The 23,264-nt window shown below is 67.6% G+C and carries 22 protein-coding genes and 1 pseudogene; 11 read left to right on the forward strand and 12 right to left on the reverse strand.

The window, feature by feature from the left end:
* Window positions 1-48 precede the first annotated feature (48 nt).
* Window positions 49-1,026: a TIM44-like domain-containing protein gene (locus E4V01_RS01365; RefSeq protein WP_135297136.1), complete on the forward strand. Its 978-nt coding sequence runs from the start codon at window positions 49-51 to the stop codon at window positions 1,024-1,026.
* Between the two features lie 133 nt (window positions 1,027-1,159).
* Here the strand turns inward: E4V01_RS01365 and E4V01_RS01370 are convergent, their stop codons facing one another.
* The 5 genes from E4V01_RS01370 to E4V01_RS01390 form a co-directional block, all read right to left on the reverse strand.
* Complete coding sequence (locus E4V01_RS01370) at window positions 1,160-1,366, reverse strand: Trm112 family protein (RefSeq protein WP_060769771.1); 207 nt, start codon at window positions 1,364-1,366, stop codon at window positions 1,160-1,162.
* Window positions 1,367-1,424: 58 nt separating this feature from the next.
* Entirely contained in the window at window positions 1,425-2,093 is a 669-nt protein-coding gene (locus E4V01_RS01375; protein ID WP_135297137.1) for an LON peptidase substrate-binding domain-containing protein, read from the reverse strand.
* An 85-nt stretch (window positions 2,094-2,178) separates the two neighbouring features.
* The gene (locus tag E4V01_RS01380; protein WP_060769769.1) at window positions 2,179-3,087 is read right to left on the reverse strand and encodes a co-chaperone YbbN; all 909 of its coding nucleotides are present in this window, start codon (window positions 3,085-3,087) and stop codon (window positions 2,179-2,181) included.
* Between the two features lie 236 nt (window positions 3,088-3,323).
* Window positions 3,324-3,839, reverse strand: a complete 516-nt coding sequence (locus E4V01_RS01385) for a hypothetical protein (RefSeq protein WP_135297138.1) — start codon at window positions 3,837-3,839, stop codon at window positions 3,324-3,326.
* 71 nt (window positions 3,840-3,910) lie between these two features.
* Window positions 3,911-4,900, reverse strand: a complete 990-nt coding sequence (locus tag E4V01_RS01390) for a glutathione S-transferase family protein (protein WP_135297139.1) — start codon at window positions 4,898-4,900, stop codon at window positions 3,911-3,913.
* Window positions 4,901-5,069: 169 nt separating this feature from the next.
* Here E4V01_RS01390 and E4V01_RS01395 point away from each other — a divergent pair, with 169 nt between their 5' ends.
* The gene (locus tag E4V01_RS01395) at window positions 5,070-6,188 is read left to right on the forward strand and encodes an NADH:flavin oxidoreductase/NADH oxidase (RefSeq protein WP_135297140.1); all 1,119 of its coding nucleotides are present in this window, start codon (window positions 5,070-5,072) and stop codon (window positions 6,186-6,188) included.
* 28 nt (window positions 6,189-6,216) lie between these two features.
* Here the strand turns inward: E4V01_RS01395 and E4V01_RS01400 are convergent, their stop codons facing one another.
* On the reverse strand, window positions 6,217-6,990 hold the full coding sequence (locus E4V01_RS01400) for a phosphodiester glycosidase family protein (protein ID WP_135297141.1): 774 nt from the start codon (window positions 6,988-6,990) through the stop codon (window positions 6,217-6,219).
* 227 nt (window positions 6,991-7,217) lie between these two features.
* On the opposite strand from E4V01_RS01400, the gene E4V01_RS01405 reads away from it, so the two are divergent.
* Entirely contained in the window at window positions 7,218-7,766 is a 549-nt protein-coding gene (locus E4V01_RS01405; protein ID WP_135297142.1) for a hypothetical protein, read from the forward strand.
* Window positions 7,767-7,818: 52 nt separating this feature from the next.
* Here the strand turns inward: E4V01_RS01405 and E4V01_RS01410 are convergent, their stop codons facing one another.
* Window positions 7,819-8,226 carry a DUF4174 domain-containing protein gene (locus E4V01_RS01410; protein ID WP_135297143.1) on the reverse strand — a complete coding sequence of 136 codons (408 nt, stop codon included), beginning with the start codon at window positions 8,224-8,226 and terminating at the stop codon, window positions 7,819-7,821.
* 93 nt (window positions 8,227-8,319) lie between these two features.
* Here E4V01_RS01410 and E4V01_RS01415 point away from each other — a divergent pair, with 93 nt between their 5' ends.
* The 8 genes from E4V01_RS01415 (at window position 8,320) to E4V01_RS01460 (ending at window position 18,111) form a co-directional block, all read left to right on the forward strand.
* Window positions 8,320-9,336, forward strand: coding sequence for an NADP-dependent oxidoreductase (locus E4V01_RS01415; RefSeq protein WP_060769762.1), 1,017 nt, complete (start codon window positions 8,320-8,322; stop codon window positions 9,334-9,336).
* Between the two features lie 217 nt (window positions 9,337-9,553).
* Window positions 9,554-10,120 (forward strand): single-stranded DNA-binding protein, encoded by a 567-nt coding sequence (gene ssb / locus E4V01_RS01420; RefSeq protein WP_135297144.1) that lies wholly within the window; start codon window positions 9,554-9,556, stop codon window positions 10,118-10,120.
* Window positions 10,121-10,751: 631 nt separating this feature from the next.
* A complete protein-coding gene (locus E4V01_RS01425) occupies window positions 10,752-11,993 on the forward strand; it encodes a site-specific integrase (protein WP_135297145.1) in 1,242 nt (413 codons plus the stop codon).
* The gene (locus tag E4V01_RS01435) at window positions 11,990-13,588 is read left to right on the forward strand and encodes a tyrosine-type recombinase/integrase (RefSeq protein WP_245517380.1); all 1,599 of its coding nucleotides are present in this window, start codon (window positions 11,990-11,992) and stop codon (window positions 13,586-13,588) included. Before E4V01_RS01425 ends, E4V01_RS01435 begins: the two co-directional genes overlap by 4 nt.
* Complete coding sequence (locus E4V01_RS26045) at window positions 13,585-15,594, forward strand: hypothetical protein (RefSeq protein ID WP_245517381.1); 2,010 nt, start codon at window positions 13,585-13,587, stop codon at window positions 15,592-15,594. Before E4V01_RS01435 ends, E4V01_RS26045 begins: the two co-directional genes overlap by 4 nt.
* 426 nt (window positions 15,595-16,020) lie before the next feature.
* Complete coding sequence (locus tag E4V01_RS01450; RefSeq protein WP_135297149.1) at window positions 16,021-17,034, forward strand: GSU2403 family nucleotidyltransferase fold protein; 1,014 nt, start codon at window positions 16,021-16,023, stop codon at window positions 17,032-17,034.
* Window positions 17,035-17,080: 46 nt separating this feature from the next.
* Window positions 17,081-17,713 (forward strand): hypothetical protein, encoded by a 633-nt coding sequence (locus E4V01_RS01455; protein ID WP_133091132.1) that lies wholly within the window; start codon window positions 17,081-17,083, stop codon window positions 17,711-17,713.
* Window positions 17,710-18,111: a DUF6262 family protein gene (locus E4V01_RS01460; RefSeq protein ID WP_135297150.1), complete on the forward strand. Its 402-nt coding sequence runs from the start codon at window positions 17,710-17,712 to the stop codon at window positions 18,109-18,111. The genes E4V01_RS01455 and E4V01_RS01460 overlap by 4 nt, the downstream gene beginning before the upstream one ends.
* Window positions 18,112-18,334: 223 nt before the next feature.
* On the opposite strand, the gene E4V01_RS01465 is transcribed toward E4V01_RS01460, so the two are convergent.
* The 5 genes and pseudogenes from E4V01_RS01465 to E4V01_RS01490 form a co-directional block, all read right to left on the reverse strand.
* On the reverse strand, window positions 18,335-18,610 hold the full coding sequence (locus tag E4V01_RS01465; protein ID WP_135297151.1) for a hypothetical protein: 276 nt from the start codon (window positions 18,608-18,610) through the stop codon (window positions 18,335-18,337).
* Window positions 18,611-18,696: 86 nt separating this feature from the next.
* Window positions 18,697-19,838, reverse strand: a protein-coding gene (locus E4V01_RS01470; RefSeq protein ID WP_085985057.1) for an IS3 family transposase whose coding sequence is annotated in 2 segments (ribosomal slippage) — window positions 18,697-19,571 and window positions 19,571-19,838 — 1,143 coding nt in all. Because the reading frame shifts where the segments join, the coding sequence is not laid out codon by codon here.
* A gap of 191 nt (window positions 19,839-20,029) precedes the next feature.
* A pseudogene (locus tag E4V01_RS26050) lies at window positions 20,030-20,125 on the reverse strand (aldehyde oxidase); the annotation flags it as partial.
* Window positions 20,122-20,604 (reverse strand): DUF3617 domain-containing protein, encoded by a 483-nt coding sequence (locus E4V01_RS01480; protein ID WP_371688502.1) that lies wholly within the window; start codon window positions 20,602-20,604, stop codon window positions 20,122-20,124. The pseudogene E4V01_RS26050 and the gene E4V01_RS01480, both read right to left, overlap by 4 nt.
* An 815-nt stretch (window positions 20,605-21,419) precedes the next feature.
* Entirely contained in the window at window positions 21,420-23,219 is a 1,800-nt protein-coding gene (locus E4V01_RS01490; protein WP_135297154.1) for a methanol/ethanol family PQQ-dependent dehydrogenase, read from the reverse strand.
* Window positions 23,220-23,264 lie beyond the last annotated feature (45 nt).

Here is a 23,264-nt window from a genome sequence, read left to right on the forward strand (position 1 = left end):
TTAAAGGGGCAATTGTTCCCCTTCACGCTCACCACGAGGTTTTGACCCATGGCATCCTCCCCCGCGCGCCGTCGGCGCGTCGTGACCCTCCTTGCGCTTGCGGCTTCGCTCGCCCTCGCGGCGCCCGCCGTCGATGCGCGGCCGGGCGGCGGTGGCGGCATGGGCTCGCGTGGCTCGAAGACCTTCAGCGCACCGCCCTCCACCGCGACCTCGCCGGGCGCAATGGGACCGATCCAGCGCTCGCAGACGAGCCCGAGCCCCGGCTTCAACAATCCCGGCATGACGGCCCCGAGCCAGGGTCGGCGCTTCGGCGGCGGCTTTCTCGGTGGCATGCTCGGCGCCGGCCTTCTCGGCGCCCTGCTGGGTGCCGGCTTCTCCGGCGGTCTCGGCGGCATCGGCTCGTTCATCGGCCTGATCTTCCAGATCGGCCTGATCGCCTTCCTCGTGATGATGGCGGTGCGCTTCTTCCGTCGCCGTCAGGAGGGCCAGCCCGCCATGGCCGGCAACGCGCCCCATGCCCGCTCCGGCCTGCCGCCGCAGGGCGGCATGAATCCCGGTGTGAATCCGATGGGCGGCGGCTTGGGCGCAGGTGGTTTGGGTGGCGGCGGCCGTCCGCAGCCCGTCCAACCGGTCCAGGTCCAGCCGGACGACTTCCAGGCCTTCGAGCGCTCCCTTCAGGAAATCCAGGGTGCCTATGGCCGTGAGGACGTGGCTGCCCTGCGCCGTCTCGCGACCCCGGAGATGGTGAACTACTTCGAGGAAGATCTGCGCGCCAACGCCGCCCGCGGCGTGGTCAACCGGATCTCGGACGTGAAGCTTCTCCAGGGCGACCTGTCCGAGGCGTGGCGGGAGGGCCCGGTGGAGTTCGCCACCGTCGCCATGCGCTTCTCGCTGCGCGACGAGGTGTTCGAGCGGGCTTCCAACCGCCATGTCGAGAATGGACCGCAGGAGGCCAAGGAGTTCTGGACCTTCGTGCGCGAGCCCGGCGGCCCGTGGCTGCTCTCGGCGATCCAGCAGGGACGGTAACCGTCCCGATCGTACCAACGAAGAAGGGCGTCCGGCGAAAGCCGGGCGCCCTTTCTCTATTGTTGAATCAAACCAGGGCCGCCGAACGCTCCCCCTCTCCCCGCATGCGGGGAGAGGGGGAAACCGAGCGTCTTTACTCCGTCAGGGAACGCGCCTCTTCCGGCAGCATGATCGGGATGCCGTCGCGGATCGGGTAGGCCAGCTTGGCGGAGCGGCTGATCAGCTCCTCGCGGGCGGCGTCATATTCCAGCGACTCCTTGGTCAGCGGGCAGACCAGAAGTTCGAGCAGGCGGGGATCGACCCGGGTCGCTTCGACGGTGGGGGTAGGCGTATCGGCCATGATGTTCGCTTCCGGTGGGCGGGCTCCCCGACCGCCAGAAGGTCGGGAGCCCTTGATATTACTGCAGCGTCGGCTCGGAGCCGCTGGCGCGCACCAGCTCCATTTCGGTGACGGCGACGAGCACCTCGGCCCGCGTCTTCAGGTCGGGCGCTTCCAGCATCGCCTGTTTCTCGCGCACGCCGAACGGACTCATCATGCAGAGCGCGTTGACCAGAGCCTCGTTCGACGCCTCGTCGATGCCGGCCCAATCGACCTGAAGCTCGTTGGCATCGACGAAGTTGCGCAGGGTCTGCAGCACGCTCTCGCGATCGACCGCCTCCTCCCCCGCCCGCGCCTCGAAATCCTGGGCGAAGGCGTCGTAGGAGACTTGGCAGCGGCGGTAGGCAGTGGTGACGGCGAGTTCGTTCTCGACCCGGAAGCGGCTGACACCGGTGAGCGAGATCAGGTAGCGGCCGTCGCCGGTCTCGGCGAACTGGCTGATCCGGCCGGCGCAGCCGACCCGGTAGAGCCGGGGGCTGAGCGGCGAGCCGGCCCCGTCGGCGTCCGGCTGGATCATGCCGATGATCCGCTCGGAGCGCAGCGCGTCGTCCACCATGGCGAGATAGCGCGGCTCGAAGATGTTGAGCGGCATCTGTCCCCGCGGCAGGAGCAGCGCCCCCGGCAGCGGGAAGATCGGGATGACGGCGGGGCAATCCGCCGGCGACTTGCAGCTCGGCTGCGGGCTCATGCGCGGCTTTCCTGCTGTGGGACCGGATGGGGAGCACCGCATCCGGCCGCTTCGGTCGCCCCGGCGTTCTCGCGGAGGCAGTGGCTCACGAGAACAGCAGCGTCGAGAGCTGGCGGCGTCCCCGGATCGCGGCGGGGTCCATCAGGCCCCACGCCTCGAAGAACTGGAGCAGTTGCTTGCGCGCCGCATCCTCGTTCCAGCTCCGGTCGGCGCGGGCGATGGCGACGAGCTGATCGACCGCCTCCTCGCGCTTGCCCGCCGCGTTGAGGCCCAGTGCGAGATCGAAACGGGCCTGGAAGTCGCTCGGGTCGGCCTCGATGCGCTTCTGCAGCGCGGCGAGGTCGCCCAGGCTCCCGGCCTGTTCGGCGAGTTCGAGGGCCGCGCGGACACCCGCGAACAGCGGGTCGTCGGCCTTGTCCGCCGGCGCCATGGCGAGAACCTGCTTGGCGCCCTCGGTCTCACCGAGTTCGAGCTGAGTCTTGGCGAGCCCGGCGATGGCCTTCAGGTTCTCCGGCTCCTCGCGCAGAACCGCGGCGTAGAGTTCGGAGGCGGCGGGAAGATCGCCCGCGGAAGCGACCGCGGCGGCCTCCTCCAGCACTTGATCGATCTCGGAAGGGCCGGCGAGCCGATCGACGAAGGCGCGCACTTCGGATTCCGGCACGGCGCCCATGAAGGCATCCACCGGACGGCCGCGGTCGATCGCGATCACGGCGGGGATCGATTGCAGGCCGAGCTGCTGGCCGATCTGCTGCCAGACGCCGGGATGCTCGTCGATGTTGAGCTTGGCGAGCTTCACCCGGCCGCCCGACGCCCGCACCACCTTCTCGAGGACCGGCGTGAGTTGCTTGCACGGGCCGCACCACGGCGCCCAGAAATCGACGATCACCGGCTGGTTCATCGACTCGGCGATGACATCCTGCCGGAACCCCGCCGTGGTGGTGTCCTTGATGAGGCCGTCGACGGGGGCGCCGGCGGCGGCGTTGGCTTCGAGCATGGAGCCCTCGGAAGATTCACAGAACGCACGTCGATGCGGGCAGCGCAGGTTCGTGCGGCGCATCGTTCCGTTACATGGGGCTTGGCGGCGCGGCTGACCAGACGTTTTCGCGCTCGCCGGAGCGCTCTTGCGCCGGACCGGGGCCGGCTCGGCGAAAGAGCGCGTGTCGTCACGCGGACGACGCCGCGTGTCCGGTCACCGCACGGCCGGCACGCGCGTCGGGCAAGACCGGCGGTTCAGGGCTTCGGCGAATTGGCCGAACCGTCCTTCGCGCCCTCCTTGCCCGGTTCGGCGCCGGCTTTGGTCTCGGTGATGAAGACGCCTGCATAGGTCTTGCCCTGCGAGGTCGCCTCGCAGGCGATCATGGTCTTGCCGGGTTCCGGCTTCGAGAACTTGCAGGCGCCGACCGCGGGCGCGGGGGTGCGGACGATGCCCTCCTTGTTCTTCATGCCGGGCACGACGAGGCTGATCGGCTGGAGCTGCTCGGTCTCCTCCGTCTGCTCGTGCTGCGTGCCCGCGCCGCTGAAGCTCAGGGATTGTCCGTCCCAGGCGGCGAAGTCGAAGGTCGTGCGCCCGCGCGAGACCGTGTTGACGAGCTGTTCCTTGCAGTTCTGCGTGATGTCGAGACCGCCGATCACCAGCCGCTCGCATCGGCCGGTGATCGCCACCTCGGCGCCCTGCTGGGCCGAGGCCGGACCGGCGGCGATCAGGCCGAGAAGGGCGAGAAGGGGTGCGCGCGAGCGGATCGTCATGGCGTGATGTTCCTCCTGATCGGCATTCGCTGCCGGTTGTCGCTGGGAATATTTCCTGCGTCGGTTCGGGTTCAACCGCCGAAGCGCAGGGCGCGATCGTTGGGCGCAGCGAAATCGAGTTCGGGGCCGAGCGGCACGATCCCGGTCGGGTTGATGCCGGGATGGCTGCCGTAATAGTGGCGCTTGATCTGATCGAGGTTCACCGTCTCCGCCACGCCCGGCAGGGCGTAGATGTCGCGGAGATAGTTCGAGAGGTTGGGGTAGTCGGCAATCCGCTGCCGGTTGCACTTGAAGTGCCCGACATAGACCGCATCGAACCGCACCAGCGTGGTGAACAGGCGGATATCGGCCTCGGTGAGCACCGATCCGCAGAGGTAGCGCTGCCGGCCGAGCCGGTCTTCGAGCGCGTCGAGCTCCGAGAACAGGGCGGTGAAGGCGTCCTCGTAAGCGTCCTGCTTTGTCGCGAAACCCGCCTTGTAGACGCCGTTGTTGACCCGGTCGTAGACGCGTTCGTTGACGGCATCGATCGCACTGCGAAGGGCCTCCGGGTAGAGGTCCGGCCCGCCCGCACCGAAGGCGCCGTTCAGCATGCGGATGATCTCGGCCGACTCGTTCGAGACGATGGTCTCGCGCTCTTTGTCCCATAGCACCGGCACGGTGACGCGGCCGGAATAGTCGGGCTTGGCCCGGACATAGATCTCGTAGAGCCGCTTGGCGCCGAACAGCGGATCGGCGGTCGAGCCCGGCACCCCGCCCTCCTCCTCGGCCCGGAAGACCCAGCCCTCCTCGCGCATGTACGGGGAGACCACCGAGACGGTGATGGCCTCCAACCGTTTCAGACGGCGGACGATCAGCGTGCGGTGCGCCCAGGGGCAGGCGAGCGCGACGATGAGATGATAGCGTTCCGCCTCGCCGATGAACCCGCCCTCCCCCGTCGGGCCGGGGGTGCCATCGGGCGTGACCCAATTCCGGAAGGCGGCGGCCGAGCGCTCGAAGCGCCCGCCGGACTTGGCAGTGTCGTAGCCCTTGTCGTGCCACGCGCCCTCGACCAGCAATCCCATCCCGAACGGTCCTTCCGCGTTACGCAACGGGTGAGATGGAGGAGTCCACCGCCGGGGGAAGCCTGCAACAAGGATCTCAGGCGTCCCATGCGCGGTTTCGGGCTGGCGGCCGGGGGCAGCGTATCCCAGATAGGCCGCCAATCGCCGCCACCGCGACCGGAGCCTGCCGATGTCAGCCCGCCTGTTCGAGCCCCTGCGCCTGGACGACCTGGAGCTCGAGAACCGCATCCTCATTGCGCCGATGTGCCAGTATTCGGCGCTGGCCGGCGCGGCGACCGACTGGCACCTGATGCATCTCGGCCAGCTCGCGCAGTCGGGCGCCGGGCTCCTGACCCTGGAGGCGACGGCGGTCTCGCCCGAGGCGCGGATCTCACCCGGCGATCTCGGCCTCTACGACGACGCCACCGAGCGGGCCCTGGCCCGCGTGCTCGACGCGGTGCGCGGCTATGCGCCGATCCCGGTGGCGATCCAGATCAACCATGCCGGCCGCAAGGCGTCGAGCCGCGCGCCTTGGGAAGGCGGCGCGCAAATCGCCCCGGACGCCCCCGACGGCTGGCGGACCGAGGCACCCTCGGCGGTCCCCCACGCGGAGGGCGAGGTGCCGCCGCACGCCCTCGACGCGGGCGGGTTGAAGCGGGTGCGCGACGGCTTCGTCGCCACGGCCAAGCGCGCCATGCGCCTCGGCATCGACGCCGTCGAACTGCACGGCGCCCACGGCTACCTGCTGCACCAGTTCCTCTCGCCGCTCTCCAACCGGCGGGACGACCACTACGGCGGCAGCCTGGAGAACCGGATGCGGTTTCCGCTGGAATGCTTCGAGGCGGTGCGCGAGGTCGTGCCCGCGGGCAAGCCGGTCTGGATGCGGGTCTCGGCGACCGATTGGGTCGAGGCGGGCTGGACCCTCGACGAGACGGTGGAACTCGCCCGCGCCCTCAAGCGCCGCAGCGCAGCCGCCATCCACGTCTCCACCGGCGGCCTCTCGACGGCGCAGAAGATCCCGGTCGGGCCGGGCTATCAGGTGCCCTTCGCCGAGCGGATCAAGGCGGAGACCGGGCTCACCACCATCGCGGTCGGCCTCATCACCGAGCCGCGCCAGGCGGAAGCCATCCTGGCGGAGGGCAAGGCCGACGCGGTCTCGCTCGCCCGCGCGATGCTCTACGATCCCCGCTGGCCCTGGCACGCCGCGGCCGAACTCGGGGCGCAGGTGCGGGCACCCAAGCAGTACTGGCGCAGCCAGCCGCACCAGTACAAGGATCTGTTCAAGAGCTCGGCCTTCGGGCAGCGGTAGGGCCGGCGCGGGGTGGCAGGACGGCGTCCTACCGCCCCACCGCACCCACCAGCGGCCCGAGCGGCCGGCTGAGGTCGGAGCGGCCGAGGCCCGGTGCGTAGAGGCTCGAGACGCTGCCGTCGAGGAACAGGGCGTTGCGGCAGCCGAAGCTGTCCTTGAACAGGCGGGCGAAGGCGCCGAAGGTCACCGGGCGCTCCGAGATCGCGAACACCGCGACGTGTCCGCCGTCGCGCACGCCGACGCCGTTGCGGATCTTCTGGCTCGGGCCGTCCGCCGAGATCTTCGGGTGAATCTTGCCTTCGATCACCAGCATCGGCCCCGATTGCGTGGCGAAATCGGGCGCCGGCTTGGCGCGCAAGTAGCGTCCGGTATCGAGCACGCCAGCCCGGTCGCCCTTCACGTAGAAGACGCCGTTCGGCTTGAGGTGGAAGTTGCCCGGCCCGTTGGCGGTGGAGGCGCCCTTCAACTCGCGCCCGTCCTCGACGTAGAGCCCGACCGGGGCCTGCCCCTTGTCGTACATGCCGGCGTTCATCGCGAAGCTGAGGCGCGGGCCCTGGCGCTCGGCGAGGCTCGACAGCGAACCGTAGGGCAACCCGTCGGTTCCGAGCCAGAACAGCCGCACGCGCTCGCGCCGCAGATCGACGGTGCAGACCGTGTAGGGCTGCCCTTCGAACTCGACCCCCTGGCACGGCCCCTTGGCGACGGGCGCCGGCTGCGCCCGGACAGGCACGGGTGCGAGCGGCCCGAGAACGAAGCCGGAGACCAAGGCGGCGGCGAGAGCGGGAACGGCGAGGCGGCGCATCACGGACGGGCGGTTCCTGAAGAGGCGGCCCCTGCGGGGCAGGCACGGCCGTATCCGCCCTCCTCGCGCGAAAGCATGGCAGCATTCAAGCAGCCGGCACGACAGACCGGGTCGTTCGCGGCGTCATCACAAGATGTTTGGGACCAGAGGTCGCAGGGACCGATTTTTCCCGTCACACGTTCAAAGCCAACAGGGGAGCACTTTCTCTCTCGGGTGGAGACGATCTGATGAAACGGGTTGTTCTGGCATCGGCGGTGATGGCAAGCGCGCTGATGATGATCCCGGCCACCGCCGATGCCCGTCCGGGCTTCGGTGGCGGCGGCTTCCGCGGCGGCGGGTTCGGTGGCGGCGGCTTCCGCGGTGGTGGGTTCGGCGGCGGTGGCTTCCGCGGCGGCTTCGCCGGCGGCGGTTTCCGCGGTGGTGGGTTTGGCGGCCCGCGCTTCGGCGGCGGATTTGCCGGCCGGGGCGGTTTCTATCGCGGTGCCGGCTTCGGCGGCTGGCGCGGCGGATATGGCGGCTGGCGGGGCGGCGGCTGGGGCTACCGGCGTGGCATCGGCCTGGGTGGCGTCGGTCTCGGGCTCGGTCTGGGCCTCGCCGCGGGCGGCCTCTACGGCGGCTATGGTGGCTGGGGTGGTTACGGCGGCTGGGGTGGCCCCTACGGCTACACGACGGTGGGCTACGACCCGTATTTCGCCGGTGGTGGCTGCTACACCGTCCCGCGCCTGACCTGGACGCCCTACGGCTATCGCCGCGTTCTGGTCGAGCGCTGCTACTGATCGCATCGAAGACAAGGAAGGGGTCGCTCGCGGCCCCTTCTTCTCGTGTGGGTCAGCGCCGCTTCGCCTCGTCCTGCCGCATCGGCATGGCATCGATGGTGGAAAACAGGCGCTGCGGCGGGATCGGCTCCTCCGAGGTCAGCTTGGCGCCGCCGTCCTTGCCGACGAGCACCGCCCGGAACGCGTTGTCCGGAAGGCCGAGATGCCGGCGCAAGGCCGATGCCTCCGCACCCTTCCCCACCGCCTCGAGCGTGACGAGATCGCGCTCGGACGCGCCCGTCCGCGCCGATGCCAGCGCCTGTCGCTGCGCCTGCAACCGCGCGTCATCGGCATCCGGCGCGGCCAGCACCAGCACCCGCGATTTCCAGCGATAGCCCGAGAGCGGATCGCCCCCCGCCGCTGCGGCGGCGCCCCCCACCGCCAGCATCGCCGCCGTCACGGCCACCGTCTTCCACGCCATCGCGAACCTCCGCGGTTGTGCCGCCATGCATTGCCGGAACCAGCGCGCGACCCATCTGCCCGGTTCCACCCCGAACAAACCCCGGAGGGCTTCATGGCAGTCGTCAACCGTCGGATCGTGCTGGCCGCGCGCCCACACGGCGAGCCGAAGCCCGAACATTTTCGCCTGGAAGAGGGGCGCACGCCCACGCCGCAACAGGGCGAGGTGCTGCTTCGGACCCGCTGGCTCTCCCTCGACCCCTATATGCGCGGGCGGATGAGTGCCGCGAAATCCTATGCCAAGCCCGTCGAGATCGGCGAGACCATGGTCGGGCAGACGGTGAGCGAGGTGGTCGCCTCGGAGAATCCGGCCTTCGCCGAGGGCGATCTCGTGCTGGCCAATGCCGGCTGGCAGGAATTCGCCGTCTCGGACGGAAAGAATCTGCAGCGCATCGACCCCGCCGACGGGCCGCCGAGCCAATTCCTCGGAATCCTCGGCATGCCCGGCATGACCGCCTATACCGGGCTTCTGGAGATTGGCCGGCCACAGCCGAAGGAGACCGTGGTGGTGGCCGCCGCCGCGGGACCGGTCGGCTCCCTCGTCGGCCAGATCGCCCGCATCAAGGGCGCGCGGGCCGTCGGCATCGCCGGGGGCGCGGAGAAATGCGCCTACCTGACCGAGACGCTCGGCTTCGACGCGGCGGTCGACCACCGCGCCGCCGACTTCCCCGACGCGCTGGCCCGCGCCTGCCCCGATGGGATCGACGTGTATTTCGAGAATGTCGGCGGGGCGGTGTTCGACGCGGTGCTGCCGCTTCTCAACGACTTCGCGCGGGTGCCGGTCTGCGGCCTCGTCTCGGGCTACAATCTGAGCGAACTGCCCCCCGGCCCCGACCGCTCGCCGGTGCTGATGCGCGCCATCCTGACCAAGCGGCTGACGCTGCGCGGCTTCATCGTCTGGGATTTTGCCGCGATGCAGGGCGATTTCGTGCGCGACGTCGGCGGCTGGCTGCGCGCCGGGCGGGTCAAGGCGCGCGAGGACGTGGTCGAGGGCCTGGAAAACGCGCCGGCCGCCTTCGCCGGGATGCTGCGGGGCGCCAATTTCGGTAAGCTCGTCGTGAAGGTCTCCTGAACGAAACCGAGCTTCGACGGGCGCCGCTTGCCGCGTAAGCCGCTTGTCGCGCAACAAGAACAGAGATAGAACATTCGTGGCGGCGACGGCACGCGGTGGTTAGCGGGCACAAAGGCCCCGGACGGCTTGCCGAGACGAGGCGGCACGCTCAAGAGTCGCGGCCATCGCGGGCGTGCCGTAGAATGCCCTGTGAGATCGGACCGGATGGAGAGATGAGATGGCGGGCAGCGTCAACAAGGTGATTCTGGTCGGCAATCTCGGGCGCGATCCCGAGACCCGGCGTCTGTCCTCGGGCGATCCCGTGGTGAACCTGCGCATCGCGACGTCGGAGTCCTGGAAGGACAAGGCGTCGGGCGAGCGTAAGGAGAAGACCGAGTGGCACTCGGTCGTGATCTACAACGACAACCTCGCCCGCGTTGCGGAGCAGTATCTGCGCAAGGGCTCGAAGGTCTACATCGAGGGCCAGCTCCAGACCCGCAAGTGGACCGACCAGTCGGGCGCGGAGAAGTACACCACCGAGGTGGTGCTTCAGCGCTTCCGTGGCGAGATGACGATTCTCGACGGCCGGGGCGGCGGCGGCGGCGATTTCGCCGGCGAGGACGAGGGCGGCGGCCAGATCAGCCGCGGCGGCGACCGGGGGGGTGATCGCGGCGGCGACCGCGGCGGGCGCGACGATTACGGCTCGAGCCGCTCCGGCGGCGGCGGCGGCGGCGATCGCCGGCCGGCCTCGGGCAGCGGCGGCGCCAAGCCGAACTACGATCTCGACGACGACATCCCGTTCTGAACCCCAGTCAACATATCGGCGTCCACTACATCGGGATTCACCAACGAGGCCAGTGCGTTAGCGCTGGCCTCTTGCGTTTCGGCGTCCACTATTTTCAAAAACAAAACCCCAATCAACGCATCTCCGTCTACTAACGCCGTCAACTCATTGTTTCGGCATCGTATTTAGTGGACGAGCTCCTTTCGGGAGCGCGTCGGCGACGAGTTCAGGAGCTGCGATCCCGGATACGCCGGCGCAAACGTCCACTCCGACGGGATTCACTTTCCATTTCCGATACTTGAGTCCGGCTGACGGTCATCCCCATCCACTCTGCTGCCGCATTTGATGGCTTCCCGGCTTTCGGGGGCTACGCGACGGCAGAATCCCCGCAGCCTGTTCCGTGTCCACTATCGGACATAAGCCTCTGCTATCGAACGATTTTCATCGGATGTCCGCAGCTCGGGTGCCGTAAGTTCCCGATTTGTCTCGATTTCGGAACGCCCAGAACGCTTACGCGTCCACTGCATCGAAATTCTTCTGCCAAATCATAACCTTAGTTCAGTGCTTCTTCCGTTCCGGCGTCCACTGTGGCGATGGCTTGTTTCCGTCCGCTGCCGCGAGTCAGTCTTCTGCGGAACGACGGATCGCTCCGATGCCCACGCCCTATTCCGAACCTCGGCCCTGGCGCCTGAAGACCCACGAGATGCTGCCCGGCGAGAGGATCGTCACGGTCGTCGACCGGGTCGGCATGCCGGTCTGGTGGGCGAACCTGTTCCACGCCTACGAGGTGCGGGACGCAGGCAGAGCGTACGCGACCCAGAAGCGGACGATGTCGGCCATCGTCATCGCCTTCAACTGGGCGGCGGAGAAGGGCATCGACATAGAGGAGCGCATCGCGACCTTCGAGTTCTTCTCCTACGCCGAGACCAAGAACCTTCAGGCCCGACTCAGGTACGACGCCTCCGGCGAGGCGACCGGCCACCGCCGCCCGGTCGGCAACGGCTACTGGGACGCCCGCTGCCGCGCCGTACGCGACTACGTCCGATGGCGCGCTGGCGAAGCCATGCAGCGGCTCGCGAGGCCGGACGCGTCCGACGCGTCGGCGCACCTCTACGCGATGGCGGGCGATGGGCTCGATCGCTTCTGCGAGACCCTGCTCTCGGGCATCGGACGGGACATCGAGCAGGACGTGATGGGGCTCGACGAGGAACAGCGCGCCGCGCTGCTGCAGGCGATCACGCCCGGGAGCGAGACCAACCCGTTCGAGGAGCGCCACCAGTACAGGAACTTCGCGCTGATCCTGACCCTCTACGAGATCGGAGCGCGCAACGGCGAGATCCTCGGCCTCAAGGGACGGGACCTCCACGCCCTCGGCCCAGCGCCTGCGGTGGAGATCCATCGCCGCCACAACGATCCGGACGACACGCGCAGCCGCCCGCCCGCGTCCAAGACGAAGGCGCGGCGCCTCCCGATTTCCGGACCGCTCGCGCACGTCCTCTCGACTTGGATGACCGGACACCGGAACAAGCCAGGGCTCTATCCCGGCGCGAAGCGGAACCCCTACGTGTTCGTGTCGGAACTTGGCAGACCCATCGCGGCCAACACGGTCGAGTCCATCTTCATCGCCCTGCGACAGGTCGAAGGGATCCCCGACTGGCTGACGGCGCACAAGCTGCGCCACACCTTCAACGACCGCCTCTCCGAGATGATGGACGGTCTACCGGAGGACCTGCTGCGCCCGGCGGTCGAGACGCGGATGCGCAACTTCCTCAACGGTTGGAGCCCGACCTCCGATCAGGGCGAGCACTACAGGAAGCGCTTCGTCCAGACGAAGGCGCACGAGTTCCTGCTCAAGCTCCAGAACCTCAGCGCCCAGGGAGCAGCCCGGTCATGAACGCCCCCCTGAAGGGTCCGCCGAAGCGGCATATCCCCATCGTGGTGCCCGCGCCGCGGGAGACGCATCCCGGCGACTACTATGGAAAGGAGGTTTTCCTGGACCGACCGATCTGGCAGCTGAACGACTTCGCCCATCCCGAACTCAGGCTGGACTGGGCGTCCCTGGAGTTCTCCCATCGCGGGATGGTCGAGGCCACTGCGGACTTCATCGTCGATCTTCTCTCGACCTCGGCCAGCAACGTGGCGAACCACTTCAACGCCATCGCCCGCCTCAAGACGCTGCGGGCGTTTAGGCTGTGGTCGCACCCTGTGATCTCTTTGAACAGGGCCGACCTCAACCAGTCGTTCTTCTACGAGGCCCGTGACGTCGCGAAGTTCACCCGCGGCGAGCTCAGCCATCTGCAGCGATGGTACCGCTTCTGCGCCAAGCGGGAGGGCTCGGGCGTCAACCGGACGAGCGCAAGCATCGTCGATGCGATCTCGATCGGCGGCGGTCCGAAGGCCGTCGCCGTGTTGACCCGGGATCCCAAGGGCGGCCCGCTCGACGATGCCGAGACCACGGCCTTGCTCCAGGCGCTGGCGGCCGCCCGCGAGGCGGGCGCCGTGCCGATCCAGGGGCTCGTCGCGGTCTGGCTCTGCATCGTACTCGGGCCGAACCCGCGCATGCTCTCGATGATGCGCGAGGAGGACTTCCGCCGGGTCGACGGCAGGCATCCCGAGCTGTCCGTCCCGAGGATCAAGGGCAAGGATGCTTTCGGCCGTACCCAGTTCAAGACCCGCAAGCTCGACGAGCCCTCGGCCACGCTGGTCGAGGAGCTGATCGCGGCGAACGCCGCCGCGCGGAAGGCGCATCCGTGGGACGACGATCGATACGGCAAGGCCCTCTTCCCGCGGACGAAGCCGGATGCGAGGCTCGTCGGCCGTCCGCAGCACGCCTACGCGATGCACCGGTCGTCGGCCCTGATCAGCCGTCTCGTCATGAGGACGGTGGTCGCCCTGGGCGTCCGGTCGCCTCGGACCGGAGAGACGCTGAAGGCGGGCCCCCGCCGCTTCCGCTACACCTTCGCGACCCGCCTGCTGCGCGAGGGGGCCTCGGCCGAGGTCGTCAAGGATCTGCTCGACCACAAGGACCTGCAGACCATCCGTGCGTACCTGAATCTCCGCGGCGAGCTCGTCGAGAAGCTCGACGCGGCCATGGCGATGGAACTCGCGCCGATGGCCCAGGCCTTCCTGGGCATGCTCGTCGGATCCGAGGCCGAGGCCGTCCGCGGCGACACCCGGGCGAGCCGCATCTTCGGGGCCGGGCCGTCCAAGGAGGAGGGGCTCGGCACCTGCGGGAGCCTCTCCTTCTGCGGCCTCGCCGCGCCTGTCGCCTGCTACACCTGCATCCGCTTCCAGCCCTGGGTCGAAGGTCCGCACACCCAGGTCCTCGACGGACTCCTGCGCCAGCGCGAGGAGCGCCGCGAGCGCGGCCTCGACGGCCGCCTCGTCACCATGACCGACAACACGATCCTCGCGGTCGCCGACGTCGTCCGCCTCTGCGAGGACGCGAAGCGTGCGCGCGACGCCGCAGATCCGGAGGCCGCCCGATGATCCGCACCGTCCGCCGCCATCGCGTCTCCCGCGTCCGCAGCGCCGTCATGGCGACGCTCGGACAGACCCCCAGGCAGAACTACGAGCGCTTCGTCGAGGCCGGACGCCTGTCCGACGCGTTCGGGGACATCGTTTTCGACGACACGATCTGGAAGGTCCCGACCCGCACGAACCTGCCCGGCGGCTCCGCCGTCGGCGAGCTCGCCTTTACGGTGCACTCGACCTCCATCGATCCGGGCGGTCGTGCGCTGGACAAGCGGTTCGGCGACTTCCTCAAGACCGTGGTCCGCCTCGATCACGCGAAGAAGCCCTCGCAGATCAACAAGCACCGCCGCACGATCGCCGTCGCCCGCATGCTCCACGAGGCCTCGTCGGACGTCGGCCACGATCCATGCCTCTTCTCGACCTCCACCTTCAAGCGCGCCCTGGACATCTCCAGGACGCGGCGGACCGAGGCCGGCGCGCCCTACGAGGTCGGCGTGAACCTCCAGAAGTTCGGGAAGATCATGACCGATGCCGGCATCACGCCGCACAGGATCGACTTCAGGAACACGGCGCCTCGCCCGCAGGACGTCCGTTCCGACGACGGTGAGGACAGGCGGATGCCCGCAGAGGGCGCCCTGGCGGCGCTGGCGAAGGCCTCGCAGCTCGTGACGACGCCCAAGGACGTCCTTCGCATGCGGATCGTCGAACTTCTCCCCTGCGCGCCCTGGCGGATCAACGACATCCTCCGGCTGCCCGTCGACTGCGAGGTGTTCGAGCCGGCCACTCGGAACGGCCGCCCCGTCCTCGACGCCGACGGCAACCAAGTCGTGCGCTACGGCATCGGCTACCGCGGTTCCAAGGGCTTCGTCGCCGACATCAAGTGGATCCCGACGGCGATGGTCGATGTCGCCCGCCGGGCGATCAAGCAGATCCGGGAGCTGACCGCCGACGCGCGCACGGTCGCAAAATGGATGGAAGCCAATCCCGGCCGCGCCTGGCTCGCCGAGCCCTATCGCCTCTCTCCGGACCGCGTCCTGAACCGCGAGGAGCTGCGCGAGGCCCTCGGCCTGCCAGCCGTCAAGCTGGTCGCGCCGCTCGCGCGCCGCTTCGGCATCCCGCGCTCGCCCTGCTCGACGGAGCGGAAGTGGCGGTACAGGGTGGGCGACGTCGAGGCGGCGCTCCTCAGGCAGCACCAGCCGATCCAGGGCGACGCCCCCATGGAGCGCTCAGAGTACCTGCTCCTGGTGCAGCGCAACTGCTTCAGCTCCGCCAGGGAGACGATCGCCTCGATCGTCGAGGTCGTCGATTACGGCCACGTCACGGACTTCCTGCAGAGCCGGCCCGGCGTCCAGTCGGTGTTCGAACGCTTCGACCTCCGGGATGCTGACGGCCGACACTACGTCCTGAAGACCCATCAGGTTCGACACTTCGTCAACACGGTCGCCGCGGAGGGTGGCCTCGGGGAAATCGAGCGTGCGAAGTGGTCCGGGCGCACCGACATCCAGACGAACGCGGCCTACGACCACGAACCGGGCTACAAGCTTGCCGAGAAGGCGAGGGCGTTGCTCGCGCAAGGAAAGATGCAGGGTCCGGTCGCCGACACCTACGCAGGACTGCCACCGGTCGAGCGCTCGGCCTTCTCCCTGGTGCATCTGGCCACGATCCACACCACCGAGATCGGGCTGTGCGTGCACGACTGGGCGACCGCGCCTTGCCCGCACCACGGCGCCTGCGCGGATTGCCGGGACTGCGCGATCATCAAGGGCGATCCAGTCCACCGTGAGCGGATCGAGGTACTGCTCGAGGACGAGGTAACTCTGATCGCGCGCGCCACGGCCGAGATGGACGACGGGACGTACGGCGCCAGCAACTACGTCGAGCACCATCGCCGGATGGCCGCCGGCTACCGGCGGATGCTCGCCACGCACGACGACGCGTCGATCGAGGACGGCACTCTGGTACAGATTGATCCCGAGCCCGCGCGTCGGGGCCTGCTGGAGGAGGCCGAACTCCTCTCGTAGGCGTCGCAGAGCGAAGCCGTTCGACCTGTCGCTTCGGCCCTCACGCCCGGCGGCTACCGGACCCTGAGCGGGAGTATATCCACCTCCCCGTCTCCCAGGCGTCCTGGCGCTTTGCAGCCGACATCGAGCGTCCCGGGCGCTTTGCTGTCTTGCACGCCGGGTTGCTCTAAGCTCGTTGCGACGCCGGCAATGTTGCCCGGAGAAGCTCCTCGATGTCGGAGAAGACCGGAGGCACCGCTCTCTCGGCGGAACGCCGGAAATCGCGACGCTCTCCGATCCTGGAACTGGAACTGCCAGCCCTGCTGGATGAGGAGCCGCGGCGTCGCCCCCTTGTCCGTCCGACATGCAGGCCGGTAGGCCGACGGCGCCACTTGCGAATCGCTTTTACCATAAATAATCTGGCAGCAGATTTTATATGGTACACCCATGCAGGAACTTGAGGAGTTCGGCCTCGACGAGGGTGAAGCGCTCGGCAGGCTCGAGACGCTCTGGTCCGCCTACGAAAAGATCTCTGCCGAAGCCGCCCGCTACGATGGGAGCCTCGGCTGGAAGACCAACGCCGGCCTGGACTACCTCGTCCACACGGTGAACCTCCGCTACGAGGGCAACCGGCAGCGCACGCGCTCGCTCGGGCCGCGCTCCGAAGAGACGGAACGTCGGATGGCGGAGTTCCGCGAGGGTCGTGATCGGTCCCGCGAGCGGCTCGCTCGAGTTCAAGAGCGCCTGGAGATCCACGGGCGCGTGCTCAAGGTGCTGCGGCTCGGACGCCTGTCCAGCCTGACTGCGCGGTTCCTCCGCGAGCTCCACGCCGAAGGCTTCGGCGCCGGCCACTTCCGCATCGGCGGCGCAGCAGCCCTGGCCGCCTACGGGGTCCGCGCGCGCATTCGGATGCCCACGGTCGGCTCCGAGGACGAACCCGATTTCGACCTGCTGCCGACGGAGCTGTTCGTCCGTGACCAGCGGCTGTTCGATGCGGTCGCCTCCCGCAAGATCTTCGGACCCGTGGAGCCGGACGGCGACCGCCTCGTACTCGGACGTGGCATCGTGCTGCGGATGTTGTCCGAGGACGTTCTCGATGGCTGGGTTCGGCACATGAGCCACGTCGGCGTCGGAGAGGACGAGATCAATGCCCTTCGATGGGCCGTCGAGGTCCCGGAAGCCGTCCCGCTGCTGGCGGTGGGTCGGGACGGCTCGCCGGCTCCCGTAGCGGCACTCGATCCCAGGGCTTTCGCCGTCCTCGCCGCCGTCGAGGCGCGCCATGTCGCCGACGACCCTACGGCGGCTCGGCTCGCGGAGCAGGCGGCCGCGGTCGCCGGCGTCGCTGCCGGCATCGTCTCCGAACCGTTCGAGCGCGGACACCTCGCACTCTTCCCCGAGATCGCCGACGCGGTCGGCGAAGGAGGCCTCCATGCCCACGACGCGATCGTGATGCGCCCTTAGCCGCTCCGCGGCTCCCTTCCATCGTCAACTCGGAAGGAGCGACGTCATGCAGACGCAGGCGCCGAAGGAACAAGTGCGTCCGTGTGCACCGTTCCTAAAGAAGGAATCGCCGAGGTTGATCCCGTACGCCGGGAGCCCTCGCAACATGCGCCGGAAAGCGGGTCTTCCCTCGGCCCCGAAGAAGCAGCCGCCTCGCCAGCGCCGTCAGCTGACGGCCGAACTCCGCCAGTGGTTCGCGGCAGAGATCGCCGTCTGGCCCGACGACCCGAAGCTCCCGTTGAGCTGGGAGAACGTCGTGGCGAAGGGGTACGCCACCTATTATTGGACTTGGAGCCGGAGTGGCCTCGCACGCATTCCCGAGATCGCGGCCGCCTTCGCCAAGCGCACGGCGGAGTTGAGCGCCGGACGGAACCGAATGCCCAGGTATCCGGAACGAGCCGACGAGAAGCGCACCCGCGCGAGGCTGCTTGCAACCATCGCTGACCTGCAGGCCGAGAACGAGAAGCTCACGCGACGCCTGCGGGTCTGGCAGAAGAGCGCCCATTCCCGGAACATCACGGTCGAGATGCTCGACGAGGCCTGGGACGAGATAGACAGGGGGCAGACGGATCTCGAGTTGCGTGCGAAGAAGGGACTCCCGATGCCCCAGCACGTGCCGCGTCAGCCGACGAAGAAATGAGCGGAGCATCCGGACGCGAGATCGGGGAGCGGCACGTCGCGGCCCTCCGCGCCTGGCTCGATGGCCTCGAAGCTGCCGGAGAGCCACTCCCGACCCGAAATGGTCGGATCAACCTCTCGGCCATCGCGATCGCCTGCGGGTTCGATCGGCAGACCCTCTACAAGAACCCCGCCGCCAGGGCGCTCCTCGAAGAGGCCGTCGGCCGCCTTGGAACCGGCGAGCCGGCCGCCGAGGAAGCCGAGGCAAAGCCACAGACCGACAGGCGGGACCGCCGCATCCTGCAACTTGAGCAGCAAAACGCCGCCCTCAGAGCCGAGGTGCGCGGTCTGCGGGAGCAGCTCGCCCGCTACCGTCACGTCGAAGACGTTATGATCTCCGGGCGCGGCGTGCGCAGCTAAATTCCGTCCCTTGGTGGGATCGAAAAGAGACCGTCCCTCGGAGCCGACCTGGGTTCCGGAGACCACCGCGCGCAGTGGAGGTGAAGGGGTCGCGAAGCGACGCTTGCGCTTGCCCCTTCGCCGGAACGAGCACGGTGGTCCCCTGGCATGGCCGCAGCAATCACCGGCACTATCGTCATGGCGGCGCAAGCGCGAGAAAGCGCCGCGGCCCTTCGGACTGCAACTACGCCCTCGGTGCCATCTGTTTGACGAACTCCGGTGGCTCAGGACGATGTGCGAGAGCCTTCAAGATCGCAGGATTGGTGCAGACACGCTGGTAAGCTTCTTCTGCAAGTCCCTGAAGCGTCTCCCGGCGCTCTTTGTCCGCAATATCAAGCCCTAGATCAATGGCGTGCTCTGCCGACGTTTCTGCGTCAATACGGAAGTACTGATTAGAGTACTCATGTTTCATCATGAAATCCACTAGCTGCTGCTGCACGCCGAAGACTGTGGAAACCAACCGCTCGTTGGCGCTCCACTCCGCAGGGCCGAAACGTCCTCCAAGCGATGACCTGACCGATATTTTGGACCGAGCCGAGTGAGAGGCTACTGCATGGCCGCTGCCATGGGTAGCCGGAAGGCCAGGTGGGGGAAGCTGACGGGCGCGGGTGGCCGGTAGCCCAGGGACGAGTGCGGCCGGACGCGGTTGTAGGTGTTCTGCCAAAGGGCGATCACGGCCTGGGCTTCCTTGAGCGAGTAAAAGATTTCTTGGCGCAGGCACTCGTCCCGCAGCTTACCGTTGAAGCTCTCACAGTACCCGTTCTCCCACGGCGAGCCCGGCGCGATGTACTGGATTTGCGAGCCAGCTTTGGCGACCCATTTGCGCAGTGCTTTCGAGATCATCTCAGGGCCATTGTCGCAGCGGATGTGCTCCGGGATGCCATGCAGGCACATGGCGTCGGCCAGCGCCTCGATCACACCGAGGCTGTTGATGCGCCGCGCCACCTTCAGCGCGAGGCATGCCCGGCTGTGCTCATCGATCAGCGTCAGGATGCGGAGGCTTCGCCCATCGTGCGTCTGGGCCTGTACGAAGTCGAAGCTCCAGACGTGATTGCGGCGAAGCGGCCGTAGTCGCACGCACGAGCCGTCGTTCAGCCAGAGGCGGCTGCGGGGTCTATGTCGGCTGGGGACCTTCAGCCCCTCGCGACGCCAGATGCGCTGAACCCGATCCTTGCCCACCTGCCAGCCATCTGCCTGCAGCAGCGCGGTGACGCGGCGGTAGCCATAGCGTCCGTACTCGGACGCCAGGGCAATGACGGCGCGGGTCAGATCATCCTCGTCGGCCAGCACGGTCGGCACGTAGCGTTGCGTGCCGCGGTGCTGGCCGACGATCCGGCAAGCGTGACGTTCCGAGAGGCCGTACTTCTCCCGAATGCCGTCGACCGCCTGCCGGCGTCGCTCGGGGGCTACAAGTTTCCCGAGGCGACGTCCGCCAGCACCTGCTTCTCCAGGGATAGGTCAGCCACAAGCCGCCGCAAGCGAGCGTTCTCGCGCTCTAGGTCCTTCATCTTCCTGGCTTGATCGACCTGCAGGCCGCCGAACTCCTTGCGCCAGCGGTAATAGCTCTGCTCGGAGATCTCCGCCTCCTTGCACGCCAACGCCAAACTCTTGCCCTGAGCTGTCTGCACCTCGATCTGGCGCAGCTTCAAAACGACCTGCTCCGCGCTCGTCTTCTGTCCTCGCCGCATGTCCGACTCCTTCGGTCCTGGCTGATCCTCTCAATCAGCCCGGTCCAAAGCCAGCCGGTCAGGTCACGCTGCGAGGCGGTCAGCGACACGAGATCGATCGTGACCACGCCCGCCTTCGAGTAGCGCCCGGGCTGGCTGCTCTGCTCGCGCCAGGTGCGGGCGGCGCCGTGTAGCACCACGTGCGCTCGAACCTACAGGAGTTTGTCCAGAGTGATAGGTAGATCCCGAACGTGTTTCCCCGTCGCGTTGAAGATTGCGTTCGCTACGCCGGCCGCGACACCGATTAGCGCGCCGGCTTGCGGCCCGCCTTCAGTGGGGCCGGTGGCGCGGCCACCCACAAGACCAAGCTGATCCACGACTGGCTGCTGAAGCGCCCGCGCTGACATCCTGACTGGACCTCGGTCATGGTCATGTTCTTGCCGCCCATCTGCATGGCGTTGCGGCCGCGGAATGAGGTCGGCGCCAGCAGGTAGCGCACGCTCGCGTGCGCCGAGTTCTTGCCCTCGCAAGCTGTGTCGAAGGTGAGCTCGTTCCCGTCCTGGTGGACGTTCGAGACGGGGCAACGGGCCAGCGGGTTGTTATCGCTCAGTACCGCGATGCCGTGGTTGTTGCCGTTGGCCTCCGGGGTGAGGCAGAGCCGGGCCACCTTCTTGCCGGTTATCTCATCCAGATGGGGCAGTTCGAGCTTCACCTCGACCTCGTAGGCACCCCCTTCCAGCACGATGGGTTCAGCCGCGACGGCCGGTCCCGCGAGCAACGCGGCCAAGCAGCAGCCAACTCGGATCGACGGCATCGGAGATCTCCCGTTTCGCGGAAGGAGAGCACGGTCGAACCGCGGAGGCACTCCGTTTCTTGCTCTCGTATCCACCAGCGCCTGGCCGCCCCCATACCGGGCCAGCCTTTGACATCGCCCTGGATCCCTGCCGGCAGGCTGGGCCAGAGGATGCGCTTTACCGGAAGCACGGTGTCCAGGCGGACGGCCAGACCGTCGAGGAGAAATGAACCTTCACGCGTCTGCCACGTCGGAGCAGGGCCCGCGAGGCGAGATGCAGCCCGAGGCCCACGAGCCCGAGGAAGAAACAGCGCTGGAAGACCGGCTCGCTGATCCGGCCGCGCACCCAACCGCCAAGCCTCATGCCGAGGAGCGTGGGAACGAGCGCCAGGGCCGACACCCAGGCGACGCCGACGCTCAGAACGCCGCCCGAGGCCAGCGGGATGGTGAGCGCGATGGTGGAGACCGTGAACGAGAGCCCGGGCGCCTGGATCAGGTCCTCCCGCCCGAAGCCTGTTCGCTACGGACTCGATCCGCGGTCATGGGAGAACTCTGCCGCATCGGTGAAACCGACGAAGCCCTATCGCGGCCGGACCGGGGCTTTTCTCTATATCGGAGGGCAGCGGAGAAAAGAAAAAAAGCGGCGCGCCCCATGAGGAGCGGCCGCATCCATGACTGGCCAGAAACAGGAGGCCGGAGGAATCGAAGCGTTTTCGATGCCGACCAGGACCATGGATCAAGTCTGTCGCAAACATGCCTCCTGCATCTGGGGACCGCCTGCGGCGCTAGGCTGCCGCAGGTGGATTCGGTCAGTTCGGCAGGGCGAAGACGGTCAACTGGCCGCCAAGATTGGTGTACTGGGACAGGGCCGCGTAGCCACCCACCGCGCCGAGGCCGGCGTTCGGGTCGGTAAGACCGGCCGCGAGGCCGATGCCCGCCCAGCCGCCCACGCCCGAGAGCACCGCGATGTGCTGCTTACCCTTGTGCGTGTAGGTCATCACGTTACCGATGACGCCCGAGGCGGTCTTGAACTTGTACAGTTCCTTTCCGGTCTTCGAGTCGACCGCCTTCAGGTAACCTTCCAGCGTGCCGTAAAAGACCACATCACCGGCGGTGGCGAGCGCACCCGACCACACCGAGAACTGCTCGGGGTTGGACCACTTGATCTTACCCGAAATGTTGTCCCAGGCGATGAAGTTGCCCATGCCGCCGTGGCCACCGGGAGCCGGATACATCGAGAGGGTCGCACCGACGTAGGGCTGGCCCGGGGTGTAGGACACCTTGAAGGGCTCGTAGTCCATGCAGACGTGGTTGGTCGGCACGTAGAACAGCTGCGTCTTGGGCGAGAAAGCCGCCGGCTGCTGGTCCTTGGTGCCGAGTGCGGCCGGGCAGATGCCTTTCGAGTTCACGTCCTCGCCGTTCTGGTCGGTCGAGTATTTCGATACGACCAGCGGCCGGCCATAGTTCTTCGAACCCTTGTCGAGGTCAACCTTGGTGGCCCAGTTCACCACCGGATCGAACTTCTCAGCCACCAGGACCTCTCCGGTCGCCCGGTCGAGGGTGTAGGCGAAGCCGTTGCGGTCGAAGTGCGTCAGCAGCGGACGGTCCTTGCCGTCGACCTTTTGGTCGGTGAGGATCATTTCGTTGATGCCGTCGTAGTCCCACTCGTCGTGCGGAGTCATCTGGTAGATCCACTTCGCTTGCCCGGTGTCCGGGTTACGCGCGAAGATCGCCATCGTCCACTTGTTGTCGCCTGGGCGTTGCTTCGGGTTCCAGGTCGAGGGATTGGCAGTACCGTAGTAAAAAAGGTCCAGCTTGGGATCGTAGGAGTACCAACCCCAGGTCGCCCCGCCACCAGTCTTCCACTGATCGCCTTCCCAGGTCTTCAGCGAGGAGTCCTTGCCGATCGGCTTGCCGAGCGAGGTGGTTTTCTCGGGATCGACCAGCATCTCGTTGTCAGGACCAACACTGTAGGCGCGCCAGACCTGCTTGCCGCTCTTGGCATCGTAGGCGGTCATGTGCCCACGGATGCCGTACTCGGCTCCCGAGATGCCGACGATGATCTTGTCCTTCACCGGAAGCACGGTGGCCGTGTTGGTCTCGCCAACCTTTGAGTCGCCATTCTTCACCGACCAATTGACCTTGCCAGTCTTGGCGTCGAGCGAGACGAGGGTGGTGTCGGCCTGGTGCAGGATGACCGCCCCGTCGGCGTAGGCCAGGCCACGGTTGACCGTGTCGCAGCACATCACCGGGATCACGGACGGATCCTGCTTGGGCTCGTACTTCCAGAGGATCTTCGCCTCATTGTTCAGGTCGAGCGCGTAGACGATGTTCGGGAAGGGTGTGTGGACGTACATGATGTCACCCACGACCAGCGGCGAGCCTTCGTGGCCGCGCAGCACGCCGGTAGAGAAGGTCCAGGCCACCTGGAGGTTCTTCACGTTCGATGCGTTGATCTGGTCGAGCTTCGAGTAGCGCGTGTTGGCGTAGTCGAGCGTTTGAAGCACCTGCTGATTAGGGTCCTGAATGCGCTTCAGAACGTCTTCGTTGGCAAGTGCCCCAGTCGTGCCCAAAGCGAGCATCAGACCGAGGAGATGAGCCTGTCGCATGGATTTCCTCCGCGTGCCGTCCTGGTGCCCTCTGCGGGTCGGGTT

The sequence above is a fragment of the Methylorubrum sp. Q1 genome, assembly GCF_004683995.1.
In the GTDB taxonomy this organism is placed as follows: domain Bacteria; phylum Pseudomonadota; class Alphaproteobacteria; order Rhizobiales; family Beijerinckiaceae; genus Methylobacterium.